At 68.8% G+C, this 26,626-nt stretch carries 27 protein-coding genes; 16 read left to right on the forward strand and 11 right to left on the reverse strand.

The window, feature by feature from the left end; all coding sequences use genetic code 11:
• Window positions 1–67: 67 nt before the first annotated feature.
• Together Acor_RS31170 and Acor_RS31175 are read right to left on the reverse strand one after the other, a co-directional pair.
• Entirely contained in the window at window positions 68–1,417 is a 1,350-nt protein-coding gene (locus Acor_RS31170; RefSeq protein ID WP_246239381.1) for an ABC transporter substrate-binding protein, read from the reverse strand.
• A gap of 333 nt (window positions 1,418–1,750) precedes the next feature.
• Window positions 1,751–2,743 carry a LacI family DNA-binding transcriptional regulator gene (locus tag Acor_RS31175; RefSeq protein ID WP_246239383.1) on the reverse strand — a complete coding sequence of 331 codons (993 nt, stop codon included), beginning with the start codon at window positions 2,741–2,743 and terminating at the stop codon, window positions 1,751–1,753.
• Between the two features lie 576 nt (window positions 2,744–3,319).
• Between Acor_RS31175 and Acor_RS31180 the strand changes: the two genes are divergently transcribed.
• On the forward strand, window positions 3,320–6,277 hold the full coding sequence (locus Acor_RS31180; protein ID WP_218034590.1) for a discoidin domain-containing protein: 2,958 nt from the start codon (window positions 3,320–3,322) through the stop codon (window positions 6,275–6,277).
• Window positions 6,278–6,328: 51 nt separating this feature from the next.
• On the opposite strand, the gene Acor_RS31185 is transcribed toward Acor_RS31180, so the two are convergent.
• From Acor_RS31185 to Acor_RS31200, 4 genes are read right to left on the reverse strand one after another with little or no spacing between them, the layout of a single operon-like run.
• Window positions 6,329–6,760: an acyl-CoA thioesterase gene (locus tag Acor_RS31185; protein ID WP_155340351.1), complete on the reverse strand. Its 432-nt coding sequence runs from the start codon at window positions 6,758–6,760 to the stop codon at window positions 6,329–6,331.
• On the reverse strand, window positions 6,757–7,392 hold the full coding sequence (locus tag Acor_RS31190) for a TetR/AcrR family transcriptional regulator (RefSeq protein ID WP_155340352.1): 636 nt from the start codon (window positions 7,390–7,392) through the stop codon (window positions 6,757–6,759). The genes Acor_RS31185 and Acor_RS31190 overlap by 4 nt, the downstream gene beginning before the upstream one ends.
• Window positions 7,393–7,436: 44 nt before the next feature.
• Window positions 7,437–8,723 (reverse strand): lanthionine synthetase LanC family protein, encoded by a 1,287-nt coding sequence (locus tag Acor_RS31195; protein ID WP_155340353.1) that lies wholly within the window; start codon window positions 8,721–8,723, stop codon window positions 7,437–7,439.
• A gap of 36 nt (window positions 8,724–8,759) precedes the next feature.
• A complete protein-coding gene (locus Acor_RS31200; protein WP_246239386.1) occupies window positions 8,760–10,925 on the reverse strand; it encodes a HelD family protein in 2,166 nt (721 codons plus the stop codon).
• Between the two features lie 307 nt (window positions 10,926–11,232).
• Between Acor_RS31200 and Acor_RS31205 the strand changes: the two genes are divergently transcribed.
• The 7 genes from Acor_RS31205 (at window position 11,233) to Acor_RS31235 (ending at window position 17,460) form a co-directional block, all read left to right on the forward strand.
• Complete coding sequence (locus Acor_RS31205; RefSeq protein ID WP_155340354.1) at window positions 11,233–12,111, forward strand: alpha/beta hydrolase family protein; 879 nt, start codon at window positions 11,233–11,235, stop codon at window positions 12,109–12,111.
• A gap of 292 nt (window positions 12,112–12,403) precedes the next feature.
• A complete protein-coding gene (locus Acor_RS31210) occupies window positions 12,404–13,483 on the forward strand; it encodes a ferredoxin reductase (protein WP_218034591.1) in 1,080 nt (359 codons plus the stop codon).
• An 11-nt stretch (window positions 13,484–13,494) separates the two neighbouring features.
• The gene (locus Acor_RS31215) at window positions 13,495–14,607 is read left to right on the forward strand and encodes a fatty acid desaturase family protein (protein ID WP_155340356.1); all 1,113 of its coding nucleotides are present in this window, start codon (window positions 13,495–13,497) and stop codon (window positions 14,605–14,607) included.
• A gap of 89 nt (window positions 14,608–14,696) precedes the next feature.
• Window positions 14,697–15,467 (forward strand): GAF and ANTAR domain-containing protein, encoded by a 771-nt coding sequence (locus tag Acor_RS31220; RefSeq protein WP_155340357.1) that lies wholly within the window; start codon window positions 14,697–14,699, stop codon window positions 15,465–15,467.
• Between the two features lie 16 nt (window positions 15,468–15,483).
• Window positions 15,484–16,233, forward strand: coding sequence for a GAF and ANTAR domain-containing protein (locus Acor_RS31225; protein WP_155340358.1), 750 nt, complete (start codon window positions 15,484–15,486; stop codon window positions 16,231–16,233).
• Window positions 16,234–16,478: 245 nt separating this feature from the next.
• Window positions 16,479–16,826: an STAS domain-containing protein gene (locus Acor_RS31230; RefSeq protein ID WP_155340359.1), complete on the forward strand. Its 348-nt coding sequence runs from the start codon at window positions 16,479–16,481 to the stop codon at window positions 16,824–16,826.
• Window positions 16,827–17,136: 310 nt separating this feature from the next.
• Window positions 17,137–17,460, forward strand: a complete 324-nt coding sequence (locus tag Acor_RS31235; protein WP_155340360.1) for an STAS domain-containing protein — start codon at window positions 17,137–17,139, stop codon at window positions 17,458–17,460.
• Here Acor_RS31235 and Acor_RS31240 read toward each other — a convergent pair.
• Together Acor_RS31240 and Acor_RS31245 are read right to left on the reverse strand one after the other, a co-directional pair.
• Entirely contained in the window at window positions 17,438–17,740 is a 303-nt protein-coding gene (locus Acor_RS31240; RefSeq protein WP_218034592.1) for a hypothetical protein, read from the reverse strand. The genes Acor_RS31235 and Acor_RS31240 overlap by 23 nt on opposite strands.
• A gap of 178 nt (window positions 17,741–17,918) precedes the next feature.
• Window positions 17,919–18,305 (reverse strand): STAS domain-containing protein, encoded by a 387-nt coding sequence (locus Acor_RS31245; RefSeq protein ID WP_170317157.1) that lies wholly within the window; start codon window positions 18,303–18,305, stop codon window positions 17,919–17,921.
• 121 nt (window positions 18,306–18,426) lie between these two features.
• On the opposite strand from Acor_RS31245, the gene Acor_RS31250 reads away from it, so the two are divergent.
• From Acor_RS31250 to Acor_RS31270, 5 genes are all read left to right on the forward strand, one after another.
• Window positions 18,427–19,674: a sensor histidine kinase gene (locus Acor_RS31250; RefSeq protein ID WP_246239391.1), complete on the forward strand. Its 1,248-nt coding sequence runs from the start codon at window positions 18,427–18,429 to the stop codon at window positions 19,672–19,674.
• Window positions 19,665–20,309, forward strand: a complete 645-nt coding sequence (locus Acor_RS31255) for a response regulator transcription factor (protein WP_155340362.1) — start codon at window positions 19,665–19,667, stop codon at window positions 20,307–20,309. Before Acor_RS31250 ends, Acor_RS31255 begins: the two co-directional genes overlap by 10 nt.
• Before the next feature lies 1 nt (window position 20,310).
• Complete coding sequence (locus Acor_RS31260) at window positions 20,311–20,715, forward strand: hypothetical protein (protein WP_155340363.1); 405 nt, start codon at window positions 20,311–20,313, stop codon at window positions 20,713–20,715.
• A gap of 67 nt (window positions 20,716–20,782) precedes the next feature.
• Window positions 20,783–21,064: a metal-sensitive transcriptional regulator gene (locus Acor_RS31265; protein ID WP_155340364.1), complete on the forward strand. Its 282-nt coding sequence runs from the start codon at window positions 20,783–20,785 to the stop codon at window positions 21,062–21,064.
• A 32-nt stretch (window positions 21,065–21,096) separates the two neighbouring features.
• Complete coding sequence (locus Acor_RS31270; protein ID WP_155340365.1) at window positions 21,097–21,306, forward strand: heavy-metal-associated domain-containing protein; 210 nt, start codon at window positions 21,097–21,099, stop codon at window positions 21,304–21,306.
• On the opposite strand, the gene Acor_RS45655 is transcribed toward Acor_RS31270, so the two are convergent.
• Window positions 21,293–21,424 (reverse strand): hypothetical protein, encoded by a 132-nt coding sequence (locus Acor_RS45655; protein WP_281353282.1) that lies wholly within the window; start codon window positions 21,422–21,424, stop codon window positions 21,293–21,295. The genes Acor_RS31270 and Acor_RS45655 overlap by 14 nt on opposite strands.
• Window positions 21,425–21,701: 277 nt before the next feature.
• Between Acor_RS45655 and Acor_RS31275 the strand changes: the two genes are divergently transcribed.
• Both Acor_RS31275 and Acor_RS31280 read left to right on the forward strand, forming a co-directional pair.
• A complete protein-coding gene (locus tag Acor_RS31275) occupies window positions 21,702–22,412 on the forward strand; it encodes a hypothetical protein (RefSeq protein ID WP_308805699.1) in 711 nt (236 codons plus the stop codon).
• Window positions 22,413–22,426: 14 nt separating this feature from the next.
• Window positions 22,427–24,940 carry a heavy metal translocating P-type ATPase gene (locus Acor_RS31280; protein ID WP_155340366.1) on the forward strand — a complete coding sequence of 838 codons (2,514 nt, stop codon included), beginning with the start codon at window positions 22,427–22,429 and terminating at the stop codon, window positions 24,938–24,940.
• A gap of 330 nt (window positions 24,941–25,270) precedes the next feature.
• On the opposite strand, the gene Acor_RS31285 is transcribed toward Acor_RS31280, so the two are convergent.
• On the reverse strand, window positions 25,271–25,780 hold the full coding sequence (locus tag Acor_RS31285) for a GNAT family N-acetyltransferase (protein WP_422664847.1): 510 nt from the start codon (window positions 25,778–25,780) through the stop codon (window positions 25,271–25,273).
• A gap of 114 nt (window positions 25,781–25,894) precedes the next feature.
• Between Acor_RS31285 and Acor_RS31290 the strand changes: the two genes are divergently transcribed.
• Entirely contained in the window at window positions 25,895–26,017 is a 123-nt protein-coding gene (locus Acor_RS31290) for an RICIN domain-containing protein (protein WP_155340368.1), read from the forward strand.
• A 38-nt stretch (window positions 26,018–26,055) separates the two neighbouring features.
• On the opposite strand, the gene Acor_RS31295 is transcribed toward Acor_RS31290, so the two are convergent.
• A complete protein-coding gene (locus Acor_RS31295; RefSeq protein ID WP_155340369.1) occupies window positions 26,056–26,616 on the reverse strand; it encodes a dihydrofolate reductase family protein in 561 nt (186 codons plus the stop codon).
• Window positions 26,617–26,626 lie beyond the last annotated feature (10 nt).

Raw genomic sequence — 26,626 nt, forward strand, 5'->3', positions numbered from 1 at the left:
GGATGGCTCCCGATCTCGACGTGAGTGTCGGGGGCCGGCCACTCGCGGCCAGCCCCCGGAGGTCAGGTCAGCCCGCTGCCAGCAGCTTGTTGACCTTCGACTCGGCATCGGCGAGGAGCTCGTCGACGTTGGCGTCCTCGCGGGTCAGGACCGCCGACATCGCGGTGTCGAGGATGGCGTAGATCTCCTGTGCCTTCGGCGGCTCCAGCTTGAACTGGACCGTCTTGGCGCCCTCGACGTACGGGGCGAAGTGGGCGACCGGCACGTTCGCGAACTGCTCGCGCTGGGCGTTGATCTCCGTTCCCGGGGCGGCGGGGCCGTACAGGTCGGTGGTGGGCAGGCCCACCGGGGTGCCGTCCTTGGCCGCCCGCTCGTAGTTGAACTGGCCCTGGCCAGGGGTGAGGAAGCGGAAGTCCAGCCAGAGCAGGCCGGCCTTGATCTGCTCGGGGGTGGCCTTCGGGTTGAACATGTAGCCGTCGCCGCCGCTCAGGGAGGCGGTGGACTCGGGCAGCGCGGTCACGCCGTAGTCCTCGAACTTGCCCTTGAAGTCGTTGTTGACGGCCTGCACCACGTCCGGGGCGCCGATCATCATGCCGAGCTTGCCGCCGCCCATCATCCGCATCAGGTCTTCCCAGCGGTGCAGCTGCTTGGTGCCCATGCTGTTGTTGGCCCAGCGCATGGTCTTGAGGTTCTCCAGCACGGCCTTGCCCTGCGGGCTGTTGAACGCCGCGGTCTTGCCGTCGGGGCTCACCACGTCGCCGCCGCGACCGTAGATGGAGGAGGTGAAGTGCCAGCCGCCGGTGTTGCCGGCGCTGTACTCGCCGTAGCCGACGTAGCCGGCGCCGAGGGCGCTGATCTTCTTGGCGGCATCCTGGACTTCGGCCCAGGTCTTGGGCGGCATGTCCGGGTTGAGGCCGGCCTGGGTGAAGAGCTTGCGGTTGTAGACGAGGCCGGTGCCGTAGTTGGTGCGCGGCAGGCCGTACACCTTCTCGCCGTCCTTGAAGATGCTCATCACGTCCTGGCGGAGCTCGGCGGCCTTGGGCACCTCGCTCAGGTACGGACTGATGTCAGCGGCCTGACCGGCCTGGATGATCTTCCGCACGTCCGTGTAGTAGACGTAGAACAGGTCCTCCATCTCGCCACCGGCGAGTTTGGCCTGGAACGTCTCAGGAACGATGCAAGGGAACGCGTCCTTGCTCTCGATCGTGATGTGCGGGTACTTCGCCTGGAACGCCGTGACATCGGCGTCCCACTGCGCGCGCTCCTTGGGGTTCGTCTTCGGCGGCTGACAGCCGACGCTGATCGTCACCGGGGCGGCGGCCGCCGGAGCGGCGGCCGAGCCGGAGGCGGCCTGGGTCGGGGTAGCAGCGGGCTCCTCGGTGCCACACGCCGCGGCGGCCAGCACGAGCCCGGCCACTGCGAATACTGTCGCGATCTTTCGGGATTGCATCAATGTTTCCCTCCTGCCGTGGGTCATCCACGACATCGTGAGAACACCAGTTCTGGTGGTGGTGCCGTGTGAACGAGCCCCCGAGGTCCCGCTCGATTTAGGTGGCGTTACGAGATTGATTCGTTTACCAGTTGCGAGAAACATACAGAGACGGACAATGCCTAGCAAGAGGCCGTCACTGGTGATGCAAAAAAGTGACAGGTATCTGGACGTCCCGGAGAACCCCCAGGTCGGGGGCGCGCGCGAAAAAGCCCGCGTCGCGGGATGCGACGCGGGCTCAGGGGCGGGAAGGGCCGGGCGTTAGACCAGGGCGCGCACCTTCGCGGGCGCGGTGGAGCCGCGGACCACGAGCTCGGGCTCGTAGAGCAGTTCCTCGGCGGTGACCACGGCGCCGTCGATCTGGTTGACCAGCAGGGTCACGGCGGCCCGGCCGATCGCCTCGATCGGCTGGCGCACGGTGGTCAGCGGCGGGTTGGTGCAGTTCATGAAGTTGGAGTCGTCGAAGCCGACCACCGAGATGTCCTCGGGCACCGACATGCCCAGCCGCCGGACCGCTCGGATCGCTCCAAGGGCGAGTGGGTCGCTGGCGCAGATGATGCCGGTGACCCCGCTGCGGATCAGCCGGTTGGTCACCGCCTGACCGCCTTCGAGGGAGAACATCGCGTGCTCGACCGAGATCTGGTCGACCCCGGCGGCCTCGGCGGCCAGCCGGAGGGCGGCCAGCTTGCGCCGGGACGGTATGTGGTCCTCGGGCCCGAGCACCAGGCCGAGGTGCTCGTGGCCGAGCGAGACCAGGTGGCCGAAGGCCTGCTCGACGGCGACCGCGTCGTCGGTGGAGACGCGCGGGAACTCCAGGTTGTCGCTGGCCGCGTTGACCAGCACCACCGGCAGGCCCAGCGCGAGCAGCCGGAAGTAGTGCTCGTGCGGGGCGTCCGCCTCGGCGAAGTGCCCGCCCGCGAAGACCACACCGGAGACCTGCTGCTCCAGCAGCATCTCCACGTAGTCGGCCTCGGACAGGCCGCCGGCGGTTCGCGTGCACAGCACCGGCGTGAAGCCGCGCTGCGCGAGCGCGCCACCGACGATCTCGGCGAGCGCGGGAAATATCGGGTTGCCCAGTTCGGGCAGCACCAAGCCGACCAGGCGGGCGCGCTCGCCCCGCAGCTGGGTCGGGCGCTCGTAGCCGAGAACGTCCAGGGCGGTCAGCACCGCGGCCCGGGTCGCATCGGAGACCCCGGGTTTGCCGTTGAGAACCCGGCTCACGGTGGCCTCACTGACCCCGACTTTCTTCGCCACTTCAGCAAGTCGACGTGTCACAACGCAAACCATACGCCAGATTCACGCAATCCGCTTGCGTTCCTGCGACGGAATCTCCCGAGGAGAGCGTTTTCCACTGCACGCTCGGGAATCCCGGTGAGTGAAGACCGTCCAGCTAGTCCCGATTATTCGCTGATTTGCACAGAAATTCACGGACTTGCGCGGCGGGTGCGCCGGTCGAGGCGTGGGAGAGCTCCCACGGCGCGGGCTCGGCGGTCGTTGCTCCGCAAACGGGCCGCAACAAGCCGCATCCGCCGGTGTTTTCCCAGCTCAGCACCCTGACAACAGGGCAATCCAGGAGCAAGGTGGGGCGTGAAGGGTGGATGGGGTCCGCGACCGGCAAGAACGTACTGGTTACCTAACGCAGCCGACATGTTCTTTTGCGAAACCAAGTTGAAATATTGCGGACTTCTGTTCGCCATCCTATGGTGTGCACAACTCGATGCCTCCGATCGCGGCCGACCGGTGGCGTCAAAACACCCCCCGCCGGTTCGCGTCATCAGAAGCGTCCCTGGTCACGTGGCAAGCCCGGCTCTGCTGAGGAAGGGTCCACCGATGATGACATCGGGCCATCCCCCCACCGACGGCGCCTTACGCGCCCGGACGACCCGCAAGATGTCCGCCATCGTGGCCTCCGTGGCGCTGACCGTGGCCGGAGGTGCGGTCGCAGTCCCGCTCCTGTCCACCAGCGCGAGCGCGGCCACCTCCACCATCGGACCGTTCGACGTGCCAGGACGCGGCGCGACCGTCCCGTTCACCGAATTCGAAGCCGAAGCCGCCGTCACCAACGGCTCGATCATCGGCCCCAACCGCATCTACGGCACGCTCCCCTCCGAAGCGTCCGGACGCCGCGCGGTCACCCTCGACTCCGCCGGCGAGTACGTCGAGTTCACTCTCACCAAGCCCGCCAACGCGATGACCGTGCGCTACAGCATCCCGGACGCGAACGGCGGCACCGGCCAGACCATCAACGCCGACATCAGGGTGAACGGCACCAAACTCAAGGACCTCTCGCTGACCAGCAAGTACGGCTGGTACTACGGCGGCTACCCGTTCAACAACAACCCGAGCGACACCAACCCGCACCACTTCTACGACGAGACCCACACCCTGCTCGGCAGCACCTACCCGATCGGCACCAAGATCCGGGTGCAGACCGCCTCCGGCATCCCGGTCACGGTCGACGTCGCCGACTTCGAGGAAGCTCCGGGCGCGATCGGCCGCCCCGCCAACTCGCTCTCCGTGGTGGACTTCGGCGCGGTGGTCAACAGCGCCGGCACCGACAACACCGCCGCCTTCCAGGCCGCGGTCAACGCGGGCCGGACCCAGGGCCGCGAGGTGTACGTCCCCGCCGGAACCTGGACGCTCTGGGACCACGTGGTCGTGGACGGCGTCACTTTGCGCGGCGCGGGCCCATGGCACACGGTGCTGACCGGCCGCCACCCCAGCGATCGCAGCCGCGCGGTCGGCATCTACGGCAAGTACGTGGCCGGCGGCGGCTACCAGGGCGGAATCCGGCCGCACGAGGCCGGCGGCCCGAGCCGGAACGTGACCGTACGGGACCTGGCGATCCACGGCGAGATGCAGGAACGCGAGGACAACGACCAGGTCAACGCCTTCGGCGGCGCGATGAGCAACTCGGTCATCGACAACGTCTTCATGGAGAACGCCAAGGTCGGGGCCTGGATGGACGGCCCGATGGACAACTTCGTGATCCGCAACAGCAGGATCGTGGACCAGATCGCCGACGGCGTGAACTTCCACACCGGCGTGACGAACTCCACGGTGACCAACACCTTCGTCCGCAACACCGGTGACGACGGCCTGGCCATGTGGCCGGACCGGATGGCGAACGTCAACAACTCCTTCACCTTCAACACGGTGATCTCGCCGATCCTGGCCAACAACATCGTCACCTACGGCGGCCGGGACATAAAGATCACCGACAACGTGGTCACCGACACGGTCACCAACGGCGGCGGCATCCACATCGCCAACCGCTACCCCGGCGTCAACTCCGGCCAGGGCACCGCGGTCGCGGGCGTGCACACGGTGGCGCGCAACACCCTGATCAGGGCCGGCAACAATGACTACAACTGGCGCTTCGGCGTCGGCGCGATCTGGTTCTCCGGCCTGAACGAGCCGGTCAACGCCACCATCAACGTCACCGACTCCGACATCCTGGACAGCTCGTACGCGGCGATCCACTTCATCGAGGGTTCGACGAGCACGGTCAACTTCCGGAACGTCAACATCGTCGGCGTCGGCACGTACGTGATGCAGGCCCAGTCCGCCGCCAACACCACGTTCCAGAACGTGGCCGCCTCCTTCATCGGCGCGGGCACCCCGATCCACAACTGCGTAGGCGCCTCGTTCACCCCGCAGGACCTGGGCGGCAACTCGGGGTGGAACATCCCGAACAACACCACCTGTGGCGGGGTCTGGCCGGAGCCGAACTACATCTACCCCGGTGGCGGCAACCCGACCCAGTCGCCCCCGCCGAACTCCCCGTCCCCGTCGCCGTCCCCGCCGACCTCGCCTTCTCCGTCGCCTTCTCCGTCGCCGTCGCCGCCGCAGTGCAACGTCGGCACCGGTGACCTGGCGCGCGGCAAGACGGCCACCGCGAGCAGCCAGAACCAGAACTTCACCCCGGCCAACGCGGTCGACGCCAGCGCCGACACCTACTGGGAGAGCGTCAACAACGCCTTCCCGCAGAACCTCACGGTGGATCTGTGCGGGAACGCGAACGTGTCGCGGGTGGTCCTGAAGCTGCCGCCCCCGGCGGCCTGGAACACCAGAACCCAGACCCTCTCGGTCCAGGGCTCGACCAACGGCTCGACCTGGAGCACCCTGTCAGCCTCGGCCGGCCAGGTCTTCAACCCGGCCACCGGCAACACCGTGACGATCAACTTCACCACGGCGAACGTCCGGTATGTCCGGATCAACGTGACCGGCAACACCGGCTGGCCGGCCGCCCAGCTGTCCGCCCTTGAGGTGTACGGCACCGCCGCGAGCCCCAGCCCGTCACCTTCGCCCAGCCCCAGCCCCAGCCCGAGTCCAAGCCCGAGTCCCAGCCCCTCGCCGTCTCCGCCGACGGGCAACCTCAACCTGGGCCGCCCGATGACGGCGAGCAGCTTCACCGACGTCTACCCGGGCTCCAACACCAACGACGGCAACGCCGGCACCTACTGGGAGAGCGCCAACAACGCCTTCCCGCAGACGCTGACGGTCGACTTCGGCCAGAACCGCACGGTCAGCCGGGTCGTGCTGAAGCTGCCGCCGCCGGCCGCCTGGGCCACCAGGACCCAGACGATCGCCGTCCAGTGCTCCACCAACAACACCAGCTACAGCGTGGTCTCCGCGGCGCAGGGGCGGGTCTTCAACCCCGCCACCGGCAACACGGTGTCGATCACGTTCCCGTCGGCCAGCTGCCGCTACCTGCGGCTGAGCATCACCGGTAACACCGGCTGGCCGGCCGCTCAGCTGTCGGAATTCGAGGCGTACGCCTCGTGACAGACCGGTGCCCGGGAGGAGGGAGGACGCCCCGCCTCCCGGGCGCCGCACCTATTTGAGCAGTACCGTGCAGGCCTCGCGCACATCGGGGCCGATCGGGGCGGGCCGCAGGGTGGCCGGGTCGATCTTGACCTGGACCCGGCGGCCTTCCGCGTGCACCACGCTCCGGTCGGCGGACAGGACGCGGAAGCCGTACACCAGGCTGCTGGTGCCGACGCGGTCCAGCCAGAAATGCACGCCGACGACGCCGACGGTGTTGACCGGGATGTGGTAGGTGATGCTGAACTCGCGGACGACGAAGAAGATGTCGGCGAAATGCGGCAGGGTCGGGTCGAAGGCCCAGCCGCGTTCCGACCAGTACGCGGCCAGCGCGCGTTCTAGGAGTAGTACGTAGCGGCCGTTGTGCAGGACGCCCATCGCGTCCAGGTCGTCGAAGTGGATCTGGACGTTCTCGATGGTGCCGGGCTCGACTGCGGTGGTCATGGAGAGGCCTCCGGGATGACGCGGGGGTCGGTGGCGAGGGAACGCAGCCGGTCCAGCACTGCGCGGCGCGCGAAGCGGATGCTGGGATCCTGGCGGAGCACCAGGGTGTGGGTGATCACGGCCGCGCCGAGCGCCTGGATCTCGAAGGCGAGCTGGGCAGCGTCGGTTTCCGGCGGGAGCTCGCCGATCTCGGCGGCCTGCGCGATCAGAGTCGTGATAAGAACCTCAAAGTCGTGTTTGGCGGCCGCGATGGCGTCCCGCACCGGCCCGGGGTGGTCGTCCACCTCCGGCTCGACAGCCGCGAAGAAGCAGCCGCCGGGGAGGACGCGTTTCTCGTAGAAGTCCATCCGGTAGGCGTGCAGGGCCCAGAGCCGCCGGACTCCGCGTGGCTCGCGCAGGGCGGGGCGAACGATCTCCTCGATCCACTGCCGCCGGGCGTGCTCGATCACGGCGAGCTGGAGGTGCAGTTTGTCGGGCCAGTGGCTGAACAGCGCGGATTTGCTGACGTCCAGGCCCTGCGCGAGCCTGGCCAGGGACATGCCCTTCAGGCCCTCCACCGAGGCCAGCGCCACCGCGCGGCCGAGCACCGCCTGCCGGGTCCGCTCGCCGCGCACCAACCGTCCGTCGATCACGCGATCAGCCTACAACAATAAGACCGACCGGTCGCTTTTATTTTTTAGAGCTGGGACATCGGCACCGGGATCGCCGGGAACGGGTTGTCCGGCAGCAGAATGACCCGGCGGCACGAGCCGCCCTCCCGGGCCGCGCCCAGGTGCAGCAGCGCCGCCCCGATCCCCGCCGCGCCGACCAGGTAGCCCGTGTCGGCGGTGACCTCACCCGGCCGCAGCCGCCGGTATGCCTGATACCAGCGGTATCCGCCGTTCTGAGTGGACCGCTCGATCAGGTCGTCCGCGATCGCCCCCGCCATCTCCAGGTGCGCGTCGTTCCCCGTCGCCGCCCAGAGCCCGACGAACAACTCCAGCAGGCCGGCCGCGCCGCAGCACTGACAGGCCACGTCCCAGTAGCCCTCGGTCCGCCGCCACGGGACGCCGCTGTTGACGATCCCGCGCGCCAGCCGCTCCACCCAGTCCAGATCACCGGGGTCCCCGGTCACCCGGTACAGCTCGTAGAACATCCGCGCCACCCCGGCCGAACCCGAACAGAACCCCAGATAATGCAACGCCCTGGCCTGCGGCACATGATGCGGCACGAGCGCGCACTTATCGCTGACCGCGCTGATGGTACGGACGAAGTCCGCCCCTCTTCTCGCGGCCGCCAGGAAACGATCGTCGCGCGTCACCCCGTACAGACGGGCCAGCAAAAATCCGGTGCCGGAAGTGCCCGACAGGAACCCCGGCGTGACCGCGTCCATCGGCAGGTCAGGCGTCTCCACCCCGAACCGGTGCCCAGGAACCACGAGCTGCGCGATCCGCTCCCCCGCCTCGACCGCCACCTCCTCATACTCCGACACCCCGAGAATCCCGGCCGCGTGCAACAGCCCCAGGATGACCCCGCCATCCCCCCGCTGCGCCGGATCCCCGGTCCACCCGATCCCGTCGTCGAACTTGCGCACGCTCCGGACGACCTGGTCGGCGACCTCCCGCGCCGCCGCCGAGAAACGCTCCTGACCGGTCGCCCACCCGGCCTCGGCCAGCGCGAAGGCGATGCCCGTCAGGCCGTGGTACAGCGACGGGTCGCGGATCTCCCGCCAGCTGGCAGCCAGGTAGTCCGCGCCCGCGGTGGCGTCCTCCAGATAGGACTCATGGCCGGTCGCGGCGGCCAGTTCCAGGAAGAACAGCACGATGCCGGCCGCGCCGGAGTAGAGCGAGCTCTCCTGGCCGGGGGCGGCGGAGCGGCCGTCCGGATCCGGGTTCGCCCGCCAGTGCCGCCCGCGCGCGTCGTCCACGGCCGCGCCGCGAATCCAGCGGGCGGCCCCGATCGCGACCGCCTCGGCACGCTGCATCTCGCCTCCCGGTATTTCCTACTAGGATAGTCCTAATTAGACTCCCCGAGTAGCCCCGCGCAGCGTCGCCGGCAACTCCCCCTGGTGGAGCACCGTCAGCCGCCGGGTCGCTCTGGTGATCGCGACATACAGCTCACGACCCGCCATCTCCTCCGGTGCCACGACGACGACCTCGTCGAACTCCAGCCCTTTGGAGCGCGTCACCGTGAGCAGAGCCACCGGAGAATCCAGCGGATCGAGCCTAACTGCTTTCGGTAGTAGCGCGGCTACTTCCGCGTAGCGTTCAGCTGTCGTGATCACGGCGATTCTGCCGTCGGCGGGGGTGTCCACCAGGCCGGCGAGGACGTTGGGGAGGGTTTGGGGGGTGACCTGAATGAAGTGGGGTGGTTCGCCGTGCCGTACCGACCGGGGTGGTTCCTGGTCGGGGGCGACCTCGTGGAGCACGGCGGCGGCCACGTCCATGATCTCTTTGGGGCTGCGATAGTTGACCGTCAGGCGTTCCTCCCGCCAGCGGACATAGCCGTCGAGCATCTCGCCCCAGCTGCGGGCGCCCGCCGGGGAGCCGGTCTGGCCGAGGTCGCCGACGATGGTCATCGAGCGGGTCGGCACCCGGCGCATCACCATCCGCCAGGCCATCGCGGAGAGCTCCTGGGCCTCGTCCACGATGACGTGGCCGTAGATCCAGGCGCGGTCGGCGACGGCGCGGCTCGCGGTGCTGCGGTCCGGGCCCTGGTCGTGGTGCCAGTCCGCGAACGCGGCGGCGTCGATGTCCTCCTGGCCGGTGATGGTCAGGACTTCCCGGGCATACAGCTCCTCCTCCGCGCGGGCCCGCTCGGCGGCGCGCCGCTCGGCCTGCGTCCGAGGCTCCTCGCCGAGCAGCTCCGCGGCCTCGTCCAGCAGCGGCACGTCGTCCACCGTCCAGGGCGCGTCCAGCGGACGCAGCAGAGCCTGGCTCAGTTTCGCCGCCGCCAGCCGCTCCCCGTCCGCGAACAGCTCCGCCACCAGCCGGTACGGCGTGAGGGCCGGCCACAACCCGTCAACGGCGGCCTTGACCTGCGGTTCCTGCCAGAGCAGTTTGCGCGCGTACTCCAGGTCTTCGGGGTCGTCGGGCGCGTCGAGTTGCCGGGCTTCGTCGCGGGCCAGGGCGCGCAGCAGGTCGAGGGTGAACAGTTTGCGGCCGACGTTGTGCGGGTGGCGGGACGCGCGTTTCCTGGCCTGGACGCAGACGGCGTGCGGGACCACCAGGGTCAGCGCGCCAAGTTCGATCTCCAGGTCCTTCTTGGGGACGCGCTGGCGGTCGGCGACCGCGCGGGCCATCGCCTCGGCCATGGCGAGGTCGCCCTTGATCACGGCGATCTCGGGTGGGTCCACGTGGGTGGCGGCGAGGCCGGGGAAGAGTTCGCCGACGCTGGAGAGCACGACATCGGTCTCGCCCAGGGCGGGCAGCACCTGCTCGATATAGCGGGAAAAAATGGCATTTGGTCCTACGACGAGTACGCCTCGGCGTTCCAGTGCGTCCCGGTAGGTGTAGAGGAGATACGCCGCGCGGTGCAGTGCCGCGACCGTCTTCCCGGTGCCGGGGCCGCCCTGGACGACGAGCGTGCCGTGCAGGCCGGAACGGATCACCCGGTCCTGTTCTGTCTGGATGGTCGCCACCACGTCGCCCATCCGGCCGGTGCGCCCACGCTCCAGCGCGGCCAGCAGCGCGGCCTCGCCGACCAGGGCGTTCCGGTCGCCGTCGCTTATCTTGGCCAGGTCGAAGATCTCGTCGTCGACGCCGACCACGGTTCTGCCCTTGGTCCGCAGGTGCCTGCGCCGGACGAGGCCCGCAGGGGCGGACGGGGTCGCCGCGTAGAACGGCCGGGCGGCCGGTGCGCGCCAGTCCACCAGGACGGTTTCGTGGTCGTCGTTGCGCAGGCCGATTCTGCCGATGTAGAGCGCCTCGCCCGACTCGTCGAGCCGGCCGAGGTCGATGCGCCCGAAGCACAGGCCCCGTTCCACGGCGTTCAGGTGGGCCAGGCGCCGGGCGTACTCGCCGGCGGCGATCTCGCGCTCCACTCGTGCCTGCCGGGTGCCGCCGGGCTCGCCGCGCGCGTGCTCGGCTGCCAGGGCCTGTTCCGTTCGTTCGCGTACGGTGTCGAGGCGGTGGTAGAGGACTGATACTCGATCTTGCTCTAGTTGAATATCTTGACGCGGGTTCACGTGTGTGATATCCTTCCAGCGGAACGTATTGTAGGTGCCACATCTTAGACGGCAATTACTCAGGTTAGCGTTCCCGGCCGCGCCCTTCAAGCGCGGCTTTTGTGTTTTGCGGCCCCCACTTCTTGCGGCCCATCGGTGAGACCACCGGTCTGCGGTACCCGGCGCCGACAGGACGGGTGATCTCACCGATGCGTACCGGCGTGTCGCTCTTCACGATGACGGCAGTCAGCAATTCCGACGGAGCCGTGGTGCGGAGCCGGAAACCCGCCGGCAACAAAGCGGCTCCCTGGACCGGGAGAAGACCGCCGTGCAGCCCACCCCCCTTTCGCGCCTCACCAAGCTCGCCCTCGCCCTCGCGCTCACCGCCGGCAGCGTCGCCGTCGCGTCCCCCGCGCAGGCGGCCGGCCCGTACGAGCGCGGCCCGAACCCCACCAACGCCGCCCTGACCGCCTCCCGCGGCCCGTTCGCGACCGCGTCCACCTCGGTCTCGTCGTTCAGCGTCAGCGGCTTCGGCGGCGGCACCATCTACTACCCCACCGACACCAGCCAGGGCGCCTTCGGCGCCGTCGCCATCTCCCCCGGCTACACCGCCACCTGGTCCAGCCTCTCCTGGCTCGGCCCGCGCCTCGCCTCGCACGGCTTCGTCGTGATCGGCATCGAGACCAACAGCATCTACGACCAGCCCGCCAGCCGGGGCAACCAGCTCCTGGCCGCCCTCGACTACCTCGTCGAAGACAGCTCCCTCACCATCCGCAACCGCATCGACCCCAACCGCCTGGCGGTCGCCGGCCACTCCATGGGCGGCGGCGGCACCCTCGAAGCCGCCTCCGACCGCCCGTCCCTCCAGGCCGCCGTCCCCATCGCCCCCTGGAACCTCGACAAGTCCTGGTCCGAACTCCGCGTCCCCACCCTGATCGTCGGCGGCGAGAGCGACAGCATCGCCCCCGTCTCCTCCCACTCAGAGCCCTTCTACAACAGCATCTCGCTGACCGAGAAGTCCTACCTCGAACTCAACAACGCCAGCCACTTCTTCCCCCAGAGCACCAACACCCCCCTGGCCCGCCAGATGGTCGCCTGGCTCAAGCGCTTCGTCGACGACGACACCCGCTACGACCAGTTCATCTGCCCCGGCCCTTCCCGCGGCGGCGACATCGAGGAATACCGCAACACCTGCCCCCTCTCCTGACCTGACACAGCCCCCCAGTCCAATCTCAGAGGCTTGCGCCTCAGGATCTCCCTGAGCGCAAGCCTCTAGATCTGTCCCAGCCGCGAGATCTATTGGATTCTCGCTGGCGACCCCTTTAAGAAGCAGCGGGTATCACCTGGCCACGGTCGGCAAGTCCGGCCCTTTCCTCGTCGAGAAAGGCGACCACCAGTCATGATCGTTTCAAACGCGCCCGAGCATGCCGACGCGGTGACGGCGATCACGGTTGTCCGGGTCGCTCTCACGGGCGGGCGGAAGACCCCGGGTTCGTGACGTGCTCGGGAAGTTGAACCACGCCGCCCAGTGGCTGTCGACACCGTTGCTGCCGGAAGACTACCTGGGGTTGCTGGACCCGCTCTGGTCGGCTGAGGAACTGCGCGGCCGGGTCGAGGGCGTCTGCCCAGAAACCGCCGACGCGGCCACCCTGGTGATCCGCCCCAGCCGTGGCTGGCGCGCGCACCGCCCCGGCCAATGGGTCCGGATCGGTGTCGATATCCAGGGCAGACGCCACTGGCGGACCTATTCGCTGTCGTCACCGCCGGAACGGCCCGACGGCTGCTTCACGATCACGGTCAAAGCGATCCCGGACGGGCTCGTCTCGACTCACCTCGCACGGCGTACGGCGCCAGGGACGATTGTCAGGCTGGCCGGGCCGGAGGGTGAGTTCGTCGTCCCGGAGCCGCCACCGCCGCGCCCGCTGTTCCTGACCGCCGGCAGCGGCATCACACCGGTGATGGCGATACTGAGCGGTTTGCTCCCCGGCGACACCGCCCACCCGACGTGGCCACCTGGACAGGAGCCGCCCGACGTGGTGCTGGTGCACTCGGCGCCGACACCCCAGGACGTCATCTTCGGCGCACGGCTCCGGCACCTCGCCGCGCGCTCCCCGTACCTGCGGCTGCATGAGCGGCACACCCGGAGCGCGGGACGGCTCAGCCCGGCGGACCTGGCCGGCCTCTGCCCGGACTGGGCTCAGCGTTCCGTCTGGGCCTGCGGCCCGGCCGCGATGCTCGACGAGGTCGCGGCGCACTGGACCGGGCCCGCGGATCGGCTGTGCGTCGAGCGCTTCCGCCCGGCGGTCCTGGCTTCCGGCGAAGCGGGCGGACGGGTGCGTTTCACCAGGAGCGGCCGGGAGGCGGATGCCGGCGGCGCGACGCCGTTGCTGACGGTCGGCGAGGACGCGGGGGTTCTCATGCCGAGCGGCTGCCGCATGGGCATCTGCCACAGCTGCGTCGGGCGCCTCCGCTCCGGCCGAGTACGGGACCTGCGCACCGGCCAGGTCCACGGCGAAGCGGGGGACCTGATCCAGACCTGTGTGTCGGCCGCCGCCGGTCCCATCGAGATCGAGCTTTGAGAGGTACGTACATGCCTGCCCCATCGCATCTCACCCGGGCCGAGGTCGAAGAGTTCGGCCGGGAACTGGACAGAATCCGCGACGAGGTGCTCGCCGGCCTCGGCGAGCAGGACGCGCGCTACATCCGCGGCGTCATCGCCACCCAGCGCAAGCTGGAAATGAGCGGCCGGGTGCTGCTCTTCGCCTCCTGGCTGCCGCCCGCCTGGGCCGCCGGAACCGCGGCGCTGGCCACCGCGAAGATCCTCGAGAACATGGAGATCGGCCACAACGTCCTGCACGGGCAGTGGGACTGGATGCGCGACCCGAAGATCCACTCGACCACCTGGGAGTGGGACAGCGCCTGTCCGGCCGACCTGTGGAAGCACTCGCACAACTTCGTCCACCACACCTGGACGAACGTGCTCGGCAAGGATCGCGACATCGGCTATTCGGCGTTGCGGATCAGCCCGGAGCAGCAGTGGCACCCGGTCTACCTCGCCCAGCCGCTCTACAACATCCTGCTGGCCCTGTTCTTCGAGTACGGCATCGCGATCTACGACCTGGAGCTTGAGCGCATCCCGTCTGGGCAGAAGAGCCTGAAGGAGGCCCTGGCCCAGCTGCGCGCCATCGCAGGCAAGGTACAACGGCAGATAGTCAAGGATTACGTCGCCTTTCCGCTGCTCGCCGGTCCGGCCTTCCTGCCCGTCCTGCTCGGCAACCTGACCGCGAACCTGGCCCGCAACGTGTGGGCGCACACCATCATCTTCTGCGGCCACTTTCCCGAAGGCGCCGAATTCTTCACCGAGGACCGGCTCCAGGATGAGACCCGCGGCGAGTGGTACCTCCGTCAGCTTCTCGGCTCGTGCAACATCGACGGCAGCCGCCTGTTCCACATCATGAGCGGCAACCTGAGCCACCAGATCGAACACCATCTGTTCCCCGACCTGCCCAGCAACCGGTACGCCGAGATCGCGCCCCGGGTCCGTGCCCTGTGCGAGCGGTTCGGCCTCGCCTACACATCCGATTCACTGGCCCGTCAGGCAGGCTCGGTCTGGAAGCGCGTCCTGCGGCTGGCCCTGCCGGGACCCGGACCCCAGCCGACGGCGGCCACTTCGCCGGCCAGGAAGCTCAAAGCCGTGGCCTGACTGCGGAAGTCGGCCAGGAGTGCGATGGTGGGGGCGACAGCGACATGGCGCGCGACGAGGCCCTCGGGTGGTGAGGCGGTGATCGCCGGATGGCGGTCAACGGCGGCAACCGGACGGCGCGGGCGGCGAAGGCGTGGGCGCTGATCATCGGGTGCGCGGGCGGGGCGCCGGTGGCGGCCGAGCACGTGTGCCGGGCGGTGCGTGCCGCGGTGGGCGTGGACGGGGCGGCGTTGTCGCTGTCGACGGGCATGGACAGCCAGAGCTTGGTGTATGCCACCGACGAGGTGGCCCGGCGGGTGGCGGAGCTGCACTTCTCCCTGGGCGAGGGCCCGGCGGTGGAGGCGTGGACGTTCGGCGGCGCGTCGCTGGCCCCTGATCTGGATTCGGCGACGGCCTCGGCCCGCTGGCCGTGGTTCGCCCCGGCGGCGGTGCAGGCCGGGGCGTGCGCGGTCTTCGCCTTCCCGTTGCAGGCCGGGGCGATCCGGCTGGGCACCTTGGATCTGTACCAGGCCAAACCCGGACCATTGTCGGCCGAACAACTGGCCGACGCTCTGACCTTCGCCGCGGCCTCGCTCGGCGTGATGCTGCACGCCGCCCATCCCGCGGCGGGCCCTCCCGAGGACGTGCGGCCCTTCGACGCGATGGAAGAGCCGCGGGCGGAGGTCTACCAGGCCATCGGGATGATCGCGGTGCAGCTGGGCGTGGGCCTGGCGGAGGCGTTCGTACGGCTGCGCGCCCACGCCTTCGCCGAAGGCGTGGGGGTCGACCAGATCGCCCGCCTGGTCGTGGGCCGGAACCTGCGCTTCGACCCCGACGACCCGGCGGGGACACCCGGCGCACACGCAGAGCCTGATCTTTGAGAAGGGGAGTGAAACCATGGCGCGTGAACAACTTCTGGCCCGGGTGTTCGTTGAGCTGGCCGACACCCTGGTCGCCGACTTCGATGTGATCGAGTTCCTGCACCTGCTCACCGAGCGATGCGTGCAGGTGCTCCAGGTGGACGCGGCCGGGCTGCTGCTCACCGATCAGGCCGATCGTCTGCAGTTGGTGGCCGCCTCCAGTGAGCAGTCCCGCCTGCTGGAGTTGTTGCAACTGCAGGCCGATCAGGGCCCGTGCCTGGACTGCTACGCCACCGGAACTCAGGTCGCCGTCGCCGACTTGGCCGCCGAAGCCGTACGGTGGCCGGTGTTCGCCGAAGCCGCCCACGAGCGGGGGTTCGCCGCGGTGCACGCGATGCCGATGCGGTTACGCGACCAGGTCATCGGCGCGCTGAACCTGTTCAGCGCCGCCCCCGGCGGCCTGGATGCCGACAGCGCGGCGCTGGGGCAGGCCTTCGCCGACGTGGCCACGATCGGGCTGCTCGGCGAGCGGGCGGCCCGGGAGCAGGCGCTGCTGTCGCAGCAGTTGCAGATCGCCCTGAACACCCGGGTCCTGATCGAGCAGGCCAAGGGCATGCTCGCCGAGCGCGGCAGCGAGTCGGTCGACGAGGCGTTCACCGCGATGCGCGCCAATGCCCGCGCCACCAACCGCAAGCTCACCGACGTCGCCCACGCCGTCATCAACGGCGAGGTCCTGCTGCCCCACCTCGCCCGTACGGGCAGGGGTGCCCGCCGCCCACCGGATTGACCGTCTCCCCGCAGGCGGGAATGACGCGGTGGCAGGCTAAGCTGCGAAGCCGATAGCAATCCATCACATCCCAGACAATTCGCACCATCTGAAGTTTGCGAACATCGTGATCTTCTGGGAGCCGCCCAGACCCCGCGGCGTCGCCGCGATGCGACCACAAGGCCTTTGAGCCCAAGCGTGCGCTTGGCGAAGATCTTGGGTCGACGCCCGCACCTTCATGTGATGCCCCGCAAGGAGTGGGCATTATGACCGAGTTAACCGTCGCCAAGACCCGCCATCGCGATCACTGGGTGCTGGCGCTCACCGGTGAACTGGACGTGCTGTCCTGCCCCCAGGTACGGCGTGCGCTGGATGAATTGCTGGCCGAGGAAGAACCGCACGCCATCATCGACATCACCGGCTTGAAGTTCTGCGACGTGGCCGGCCTGCGCCTGTTCGTGACGGGCACCGGACGCTTCTTCGAAGCCGGCGGCTGGCTCCGCCTCCAGGGGGTGTGCGGCACCCTGCTGCGCCTGGCCGAACTCCTGGCCTCCCGCAGCGTCCTGTCCTTCGCCGACGACCACACGCCGACCGCTCTGCCCGACGCGCACTGAGCCGTCGTGCTCAGCCAGTTATTGGTATGGACGGAAGGCCCTCGCCCGTGACCGGCACGGTACGAACTCCGCACGAGTTGCGGCGCTCGCCCGGCGTGACGCCCACTCGGAGCGTATGATGCTCTACGTGTACAACTGATCGCAGATTGTGGCGATTCGCTGTGGTCTGCCACGTTCATCGTGGTGGACCGTGCCGTCCAGACCTCGCGACACACGCATCGACGCGGAGCCGACGAGAGCGCGCAGGGCCGGGATAGGGGCCTTGGCGGCCGCCCCCGCCCGGCCTGCCTGGCGCTGGTCTGGAGCGGCGATGAACGCCTTGGTGGTCTCAACCACGCGGCTTAACGGATTCGTCGTTGTGACGCCCGCGGGGGAGGTGGACCTCGTGGGCAAACCGCTGCTGTACGGGTGCGTCCGGGCGGCATTGCGCACCCATCACGAGGGGCTGCTGGTCATCGAACTGTCGGCGGTGACGTTCATGGACGCGCAAGGGCTGTCCGCGCTGGTGCTCAGCAGACGGCACGCGGTCAGACACCAGCGGGCGCTGGCGCTGGCCGGGGTGCCTGACGCCGTGCGGCGGCTTCTGCAGATCACCGCACTGAGCAGCAGCTTCACTCTGATGGCATGGCCGTAGACCCGGTGATCGGGGAGACCTGGATGGCCGCGTCGAGTTGGGTGATCGCGTCGATCTGGGTGACCGAGAGCAGTGGGAGGCCGATGTCGCGCAGTGTGCGCAGTAGTCCGTGGAGGGCCGCCTGGTCGATGACGGGGCCTTCGATGACGGTGGTGCCGTCGGCCTGGGTGGTGAGGGTCATTCCGTCGAACCGCGCCGCCCAGCGTGCGGCGAGGTGGCCTTTGAGACGGATTTCGTACCGACTGGGGTGGTGCGCGTGGTCGGCTGCCGTGTCGGTCATGGGGTTCCTCTCGCCTTGCTTGCCGGAGGGTTCCCGCTGGGCTTCTTCGGGATGACCGCAAGGTAGGAGCTGATGTGGTGAGTCGGCATCACCACATGTGGTGAGTGGCGTGGTGATTTCGGAGGGCGCGCCGGGCGGTCGCCACGACGACTCCCCTCAGTCACTCCGGGCTGCCAGATTAGTTCAGGGCGTCTTCGACGGAGTCGTACAAGTGGAGGCGGTTGAGGATGCCCAGTTGGGTGAGGAGGCGGAGGAGGCGGGGGGTGGGGGCGCAGAAGGCTGTTTCTGTGCGGCGGTGGGCGTCCAGCAGGATTTGCAGGCCGGAGCTGTCGATGAAGGTGAGGCCGGAGAGGTCGAACAGGATGTGGCGGGTGAGGTGTTTCTCGACGAGGTCGCGGAAGGCGGGCTCGGCCAAGGCGTCAATTTCGCCTTCGACGGTGATCAGTGTGTACTGATCCCGCGTGCGGCTGACCAGCCGGAAGTGTTTGGCGGAGAAGGCGGAATCTTCCGCCCATGGGCCTAGCGGCGACATGTCGCCTTCGTGACGATTCTCCGCAGCGGCCACATGATTCTCCTGAGCTGACGATTCAACCAGGATGAGTATCCCCGAAGGTGGGGCCAGCACTACCCCACACTGGGATACCTCCGTCATGTCGCGTCGTCGTGGCGGTCCCTACCGTAGGAGCATGGCAACCTCGATCGAGATGACCAGTCCATGGGAGCGGGTGCGCGGGCACTGGGCGGGGCCGGTCTGGCTGCGAACCGCGCACGTGGTGACGGGGCTTCCGATCGCGCTGGCGGCGGCTGCCGTGATCGTCGGGCTGACGGTGGCGTCGGTGGTGCTGATCTGGACGATCGTGGTGCCGGTGGTCTCGTTGATGCTTTTGTTCTGGTCGGTGCCGATTTTCACCCGGGTGCAGCGGAACCGGTTCAACGCCTTTCTCGGGATGGAGATCCCGCAGGTGCCGCGCCGGGTCGCGGTCAGCTGGAATCCGTTCAAGATGCTGTATCAGGAGGCCCGGGTGCTGAGCACCTGGCGGCAGCTCGGGTACCATCTGCTGGCTCCGCTGATCGCTGGGATCGGGTCGTTTCTGGTGGTTCTGGCCTGGTCGGGGGCGCTGGTGGCGATCGCGATCGCCGTACAGATCTGGGTTGAGGACGGGACCACCTGGAGGGGCACGCTGGCCATGCTGGTGGCGATGGGGTTGCTGGTCACCGGGCCGTGGGTGGCGCGGGGGGTGACGGCGCTGGATGAGTACGCGGCGGCGACGTTGCTGGGGCCGAGCCTCAAGGAGAAGCTGGCGCAGCGGGTGGAGACGCTCAGAGAGAGCCGGGCGGAAGTGATCGACGCGGCCGACACCGAGCGGCGCAGGATCGAGCGGGACCTGCATGACGGGACGCAGCAGCGGCTGGTGTGGCTGGCGATGAACCTCGGGATGGCGCGGGCCACGCTGAGCGATCTGCCGGATCCGGCGGCCAAGTTGATCGCGCAGGCGCATGAGGAGGCCAAACTGGCGCTCAAGGAGTTGCGCGATCTGGTGCAGGGGTTGCATCCGGCGGTTCTGAACGATCAGGGGCTGGACGCGGCGTTGTCGGGTATCGCGGCTCGCGCGCCGGTGCCGGTGCGGTTGCAGGTGGCCGTGGACGAGCGGGTCAGTCCGACGATCGAGGCGGTGGCGTTCTTCGTGGTTTCCGAAGCGTTGACCAATATCGCCAAGCACGCGAAGGCGTCCGGCGCGCAGGTGATCGTGTGGCGGGAGGGCGAGCGGCTGAACCTGGTGGTGCACGACGACGGCGCGGGCGGCGCGGATCCGGCCAAGGGCAGCGGGTTGCGCGGGCTGGCCCAGCGGGTCGGGTCCGTCGACGGGGAGCTGCGCATCGACAGCCCGGCGGGCGGGCCGACCACGATCCGGGTGGAGTTGCCATGCGCGTAGTCCTCGCGGAGGACTCGGTGCTGCTCCGGGAGGGGCTCGTCTGGTTGCTCAGGTCGGCCGGGATCGACGTGGTGGCGGCCGTCGCCGACGCGGAAGGGCTGCTCCGCGCGGTCGACGCCGACCTCCCCGACCTGGTCGTCACCGATGTACGGATGCCGCCCTCACACACCGACGAAGGTCTGCGCGCCGCCCTGGTGCTCCGCCGCCAGCACCCTGACCTGGCCATTCTGGTGCTCTCCCAGTACGTCGAGGAGCGGTACGCGACGCAGCTGCTCTCCTCGGCCACCAGTGGCATCGGCTACCTGCTCAAGGACCGGGTGGCCGACGTGCCGGAGTTCCTGGACGCGCTTCGCCGGGTCGCGGCCGGTGGCACCGCGCTCGATCCTGAGGTGGTGGCCCAGCTGCTGCTGCGCCGGCACAGCGACCCACTGGACCGGCTGACCCGGCGTGAGCGCGAGGTGCTCGCGCTGATCGCGGAGGGCAGGTCCAACACGGCGATCGCCGAGACGCTGGTGGTGTCGGAGAGCGCGGTCGGCAAGCACATCAACAACATTTTCACCAAGCTGGAGCTGCCGGGGGCCGAGAAGGACCATCGGCGGGTGCTGGCCGTGCTCCGCTTCCTGAAGGTGAGCTGAGATGCGGGTCCGGGTCTGGCGGATCGTGGGCGGCCTGTTCACCGCGATCGTGGTGATCTCCGTGGCTATGGCGGTCCGGGGGGAGATCCTCTGGCAGGGGGGTCTGGACGGTTCCGCGTACTCGCCGCTGCGTTCCTCGCAGCGCACCGAGATCGTCACCGATGTGTACGACTTCGCCGAGCGGACCCTCATCGTGCGGGCCGGTGGGAACGTGAAGGTGAACGTGGTGCCCGGCCCGGACGGGCGGCTCACCATCCGGCGCGAGCTCTCCTGGACCGATATGCCGCCGAACGCCCGGCAGTTCTGGAACGGCCGGACCCTGCGGATCGAGGTCTCCTGCCGCGTCGGTTGCTCCGCCGTGTACACGCTGAGCGTGCCCGCCGCCGTCGAGGTCGAACGGCTCTGAGCGGGCCCCGGCTTGCCTGAGGAATACCATAGGGGGGTATGGTGTTCCTTGAGTTGGAGGCGATGACATGCACGGTTACACCGGCAACAAGCAGGATCACCTGAAGCGACTGCGCCGGATCGAAGGGCAGATCCGGGGGCTGCAGCGCATGGTCGAGGCGGACGACTACTGCATCGACGTCCTGACCCAGGTGTCGGCCGCGAACCGGGCGCTGCAGTCGTTCGCGCTCGCCCTGCTCGACGAGCATCTCGCGCACTGCGTCGCCGAAGCCACCGCCAAGGGCGGCCCGGAGGCCGACGCCAAGGTGAAGGAAGCCTCGGCGGCCATCGCGCGGCTCGTCCGTTCGTGATCCATTCCATTCGAGATCTTCAAGGACTTCATATGACCACCAGCACGTTCACCGTCACCGGCATGACCTGCGGCCACTGCGCCTCGTCCGTCCGCGAGGAGGTCGGCGGCATCCCGGGCGTCACCGCCGTCAACGTGGACCTGCCCACCGGCCTGCTCACCGTCACCGCCGACTCCCCCGTCGACTCCGAGGCCGTCACCCGGGCCGTCGCGGAGGCGGGGTACTCGGTCACGACACCATGAAGCCCGGAGCGAAGCCGGACGCCGGGGGCGGTTCGAAGCCCGGCGTGACGCCTGCGACGGAGCCCGTGGTGGCGGCGACGCGGTCCGCCGCGAAGCCGGGCGTGAAGACTTCGGTCAAGCTGGGCGCTTATGTTGTCGGGTTGGCCGTGGTGTTCGGCGGAGCGCTGGGTGTCGGCGCTCTGGTCGGACCCGTGGCCTCGGAACCAACCTCAAGTCACGAAATTTCGGGACAAAGTGGGGGGCACACGGACGCCGGCTCGCAAGGTCAGGCGGATTCCGCCGCGCACGGCGTCGGGGACTCGGGCTCACCGGGCAATGGCGGCTCGGGCTCGCATGGTCACGGAGACTCCGGCGACGGCGACTCTGCGGCGCAGGGTCATGGGCAGGCGGGGGCCGTGCAGCAGGTTCCCCGGGGGTTGCAGGTGTCGGAGCGAGGGTTCGCGCTGGTGCCTGAGAGCTCGACGATCGTTCCTGGTGAGAAGACTGATTTCCGGTTCAGTGTGGCCGGGGTGGATGGGCGACCGCTCACCGCGTACAAGACGGAGCATGAGAAGAAGCTGCACTTCATCGTGGTTTCTCGGGATCTGGGGCGGTTTCAGCATCTGCATCCGGAGTTGGGTGGCGATGGGGTGTGGTCGGTGCCGTTGGAGCTTCCGGCCGCTGGGACCTATCGGGCGTTCGCTGATTTCGTCCCCGAGCAGGGGGAGAATCTGACCCTGGGTGTCGATCTGTTCGCGCCCGGCGAGTTCCGGCCGGAGCCGGCTCCCGGAAGTACTCGTATGGCCGTCGTCGACGGTTACGAGGTGACTCTCATCGGTGATCTCGCTCCCGGTGCGGCGAGCAAGCTCACCGTTTCCGTCGCCAAGGACGGCAAGCCCGTCACCGATCTTCAGCCGTACCTGGGCGCGTACGGGCATCTGGTGGCGCTGCGCTCGGGTGACCTGGCCTACCTGCACGTCCATCCGGAACCCTCGCCCACCCCCGGCCCGGAGATCACCTTCCATACCGAGGTGCCGAGTCAGGGCGGTTACCGGCTGTTTCTTGATTTCCAGCATGGCGGCAAGGTCCGTACCGCGGACTTCACCGTCCAGGCGCATCAGCACTGAGGGAGGAGCAGACGATGACGATCATCACCGACGACCGGGCCAGGCACGCGATCGAACTCTCGATCACGGGCATGACCTGCGCGTCCTGCGCCAACCGGATCGAACGCAAACTCAACAGAATGGACGGCGTCTCGGCCACGGTGAACTACGCCACCGAGAAGGCCACCGTCAGCTTCGCCCCCGAAGTCACGCCGGACGCGCTGATCAGCGAGGTACGCAAAGCCGGATACGACGCCGCCCTCCCCTCAACCGCAGCGGAACCCGAAGAGATCGACGACCTGAAGCCGCTCCGCGACCGCCTGATCATCTCGGTCGTCTTGGCGGTTCCGGTGATCGCGATGGCGATGGTCCCCGCGCTCCAGTTCACCAACTGGCAGTGGCTCTCCCTCACCCTCGCCGCGCCCGTCGTCGCGTACGGCGGCCTGCCGTTCCACCGGGCCGCCTGGACCAACCTCCGGCACGGCGCGGCCACCATGGACACGCTGATCTCCCTCGGCACCCTGGCCGCCCTCGGCTGGTCGCTGTGGGCGCTGTTCTTCGGCACGGCCGGCACCCCCGGCATGACCCACCCGTTCACCTTCACCGTGGCCAGAACCGACGGCTCGGCCAACATCTACCTGGAGGCCGCCGCCGGGGTGACCGCGTTCGTCCTGGCCGGCCGCTACTTCGAGGCCCGCGCCAAACGCCGCGCGGGTTCGGCCCTGCGCGCCCTGCTCGACCTGGGCGCCAAGGACGTGGCCGTCCTCCGCGACGGCCACGAGACCCGCGTCCCCACCGACCAACTCGCCGTCGGCGACCTCTTCGTGGTACGCCCCGGCGAGAAGATCGCCACTGACGGCGTGGTCGAGGAGGGCGGCTCCGCCGTCGACGTCTCCATGCTCACCGGCGAACCCGTTCCGGTGGAGGTAACCCCCGGCGACCCGGTCACCGGAGCCACCCTCAACACCTCCGGCCGGCTGGTCGTCCGCGCCACCCGCATCGGCGCCGACACCCAGTTGGCGCAGATGGCCATCCTGGTCGAGGCCGCCCAAGCCGGGAAAGCCCAGGTCCAACGCCTGGCCGACCGCATCTCCGGAGTCTTCGTCCCGATCGTGATCGCCCTCGCGGCGGCCACGCTGGGCTTCTGGCTCGGCACCGGTGGCGGCGCATCGGCGGCGTTCACCGCAGCCGTCGCTGTACTGATCATCGCCTGCCCCTGCGCCCTCGGCCTCGCCACCCCCACCGCCCTCCTGGTCGGCACCGGCCGCGGCGCCCAACTGGGCATCCTCATCAAGGGCCCCGAAGTCCTGGAATCCACCCGAACCGTCGACACCATCGTCCTGGACAAAACCGGCACGGTCACCGAGGGCCGAATGGCCCTGATCGACGTAATCCCCGCCCCCGGCGAAACCCGCGACGAGGTCCTACGCCTCGCCGCATCCCTCGAACACGCCTCCGAACACCCCATCGCCAAGGCCATCACCAACTCCTGGCGCGACTCACCCGCCCGACACACCGTCCTCGTGGGACGACCAGAGCTGATCGGCGACCTACCTCTCCCCCGAGACTTCGCCAACTTCAACGGTTTCGAAGCGACCAACACCCGAACCGACCTCGGGAAACAACCGAAGCCGGTCGACGACCTCGCCGACTTCGAAGAGTTCGATGATCGAACCGACCTCGGAAAGCAACCGAAGCCAGTCAGCGACCTGCCCGTCCCGCAACACGTCGACGACCTCGCCAACCTCGAAGAGTTCGATGATCGAACCGACCTCGGAAAGCAACCGAAGCCAGTCAGCGATCTGCCCGTCCCGCAACACTTCGCCAACCTCGAAGGGCTTGGGGTTCGGGGAGTGGTTGAGGGTCGGACCGTCCTCGTGGGACGGCCGAAGTTGGTGGGTGAGTTGCCGCCGGAGCTTGTGGTCGTGTGGGACCAGGCGCAGGCCGTTGGGCGGACCGCGGTGGCGGTGGGCTGGGATGGGGAGGCGCGTGGGGTCATCACTGTGGCCGACACCGTCAAGGCGACGTCGGCCGAGGCGATTCGGAGTCTGCGAGGGCTCGGGCTGACGCCGATCCTGCTGACCGGGGATCATCAGGCCGCCGCGGAAGCCGTGGCCGCGGAGGTTGGTATCGCGGTCGAGCACGTCATCGCGGGTGTGCTGCCCGCCGACAAGGTGGACGTCGTGAAGCGGCTCCAGGCCGAGGGCAGGACCGTCGCGATGGTCGGTGACGGGGTCAACGACGCGGCGGCGCTGGCGCAGGCCGATCTGGGGCTGGCCATGGGTACCGGGACGGACGCGGCCATCCAGGCCGCCGATCTCACCCTGGTCCGGGGCGACCTGCGGGTGACCGCGACAGCCATCCGACTGGCCAGACGCACCCTCCGGGTGATCAAGGGCAACCTGTTCTGGGCGTTCGCCTACAACGTGGCCGCCCTGCCGCTGGCAGCTCTCGGCCTGCTCAACCCGATGATCGCCGGCGCGACCATGGCACTGTCGTCGGCGTTCGTGGTGGCCAACAGCCTGCGCCTGCGGGCATTCAAGGCGTGAGACGAATCCTTCGCGGTGACCGACCTTCACTTTCGTTGGAGGTTGAGCGCATGCCCTGTCACGCGCCTGGACGAGGGAGCGCCAAACGCGGCTGTTTAGCAACGGTTTAGTGCGGTGAAGCCCGTCCGGTGCCAATGGCCTGCAGGCCAGGGACCTGCGGGCCGGGGGCCTGCGGGCCGGGGGCCTGCGGGCCGGGGGCCTGCGGGCCGGGGGCCTGCGGGCCGGGGATCAACCGGCCGGGGGCCTGCGGGCCGAGGTCAACCGGCCGGGGGCCTGCGGGCCGAGGTCAACCGGCCGGGGGCCTGCGGGCCGAGGTCAACGGGCTGGGGGTCAGCGTTCGAGTTCCTCGGCCAATAGGTCCATGAGCAGGCCGTCGTGCCAGGTGCCGTCGGCGCCGCGCTCGTACTGGCGGAGGACGCCGACCGGGCGGAAGCCGACCTTCGTGTAGCAGCGGATGGCTCCGGTGTTGTCGGCGGCGGGGTCGATGACCAGGCGGTGGAAGCCTTTGTCGTCTATGAGGTGGCGGGCCAGGGTGCGAGCCGCGTCCGTGCCCAGGCCGCGGCCGTGGACAGCTGGGTCGAGGTAGAGGTCGACGCTGGCGTGCCGGTATTCCGGGTCGGTTTCCTCGCCCCACTGGATGGCGCCGACGACCCGGCCGTCGTACTCGACGGCGAAGACCTCCACATCGGGGTCGGTCAGGGATTCGGCGACGGCGGCGGCCAGGTCGTCGCCGCCACGCCAGCGGCGATAGACATCAGGCGTGGAGCGGATGGCGACGAGAGCGGGGCGGTCGGCGTCGATGGCGGGTCGCAGGCGCACCAGCGCACCCTGCAAGATCAGCATGTTTCCGGACTTTACCGACCGCGATGGCGTCGGCGCGCGTGGATATTCCGGGGGCACCGGGCCAGCAGGCGTATCCACAACCAAGTTTCCCCACCAGCCCCAGCCGTGTAATTGGGGCGAATCAGCAAGCTGGCCGACAGGTCCGGGCAGTCCACCGCCGACGGCGCGGCCGTCAACCAGTACACCGCCAACGGCGGCGCCAACCAACGGTGGCGGCTGGCCCAGGTGGCATGACGCCGTGGGGATGAGCGGGCGGTTCGAGGGCCGCCCGCTCATTCTCCTGGTTTGCTGTCGTCCGGCGCGTACCGGACGAAGAGCACGCCGGTTTCGAAGGTCTCGGCGGCGACGACCTTGAGGGGGATCTGGTCGAGGCCCTCGTAGAGGCGTTCGCCGGAGCCGACGATGATCGGGTGGATGAGCAGCTGGAGTTCGTCCACGAGTCCGTGGCCGAGCAGGGAGCGGACCAGGGTGGGGCTGCCGCTGATGTAGATGTCCTTGCCGGGGCGGGACTTGAGTTCGGTGATCCGCTCGACCAGGTCGTCGCCGGGAATGACTGTGGTGTTGCCCCAGCCGGCCTCGGTCAGGGTGGTGGAGACCACGTATTTGTCGACGTTGTTGATGAACTGGCCGAACTCGTCGTCCTCGGGGGCGTTCGGCCAGTATTCGGCCCATTCCTGGTAGACGTTGCGGCCCATCAGCATGGCGTCGGACGCATTGGTGGCACCGACGATGGCAGCACCCATCTGGTCGCTGAACCACGGGAAATGCCACTCGTGGGGGGCCTCGACGACACCGTCGAGCGAGATGAAAAACCCTGAAACGATCTTCCGCATTACTGCCTCC

This window comes from Acrocarpospora corrugata (assembly GCF_009687845.1).
Taxonomy (GTDB): Bacteria; Actinomycetota; Actinomycetes; order Streptosporangiales; family Streptosporangiaceae; genus Acrocarpospora; species Acrocarpospora corrugata.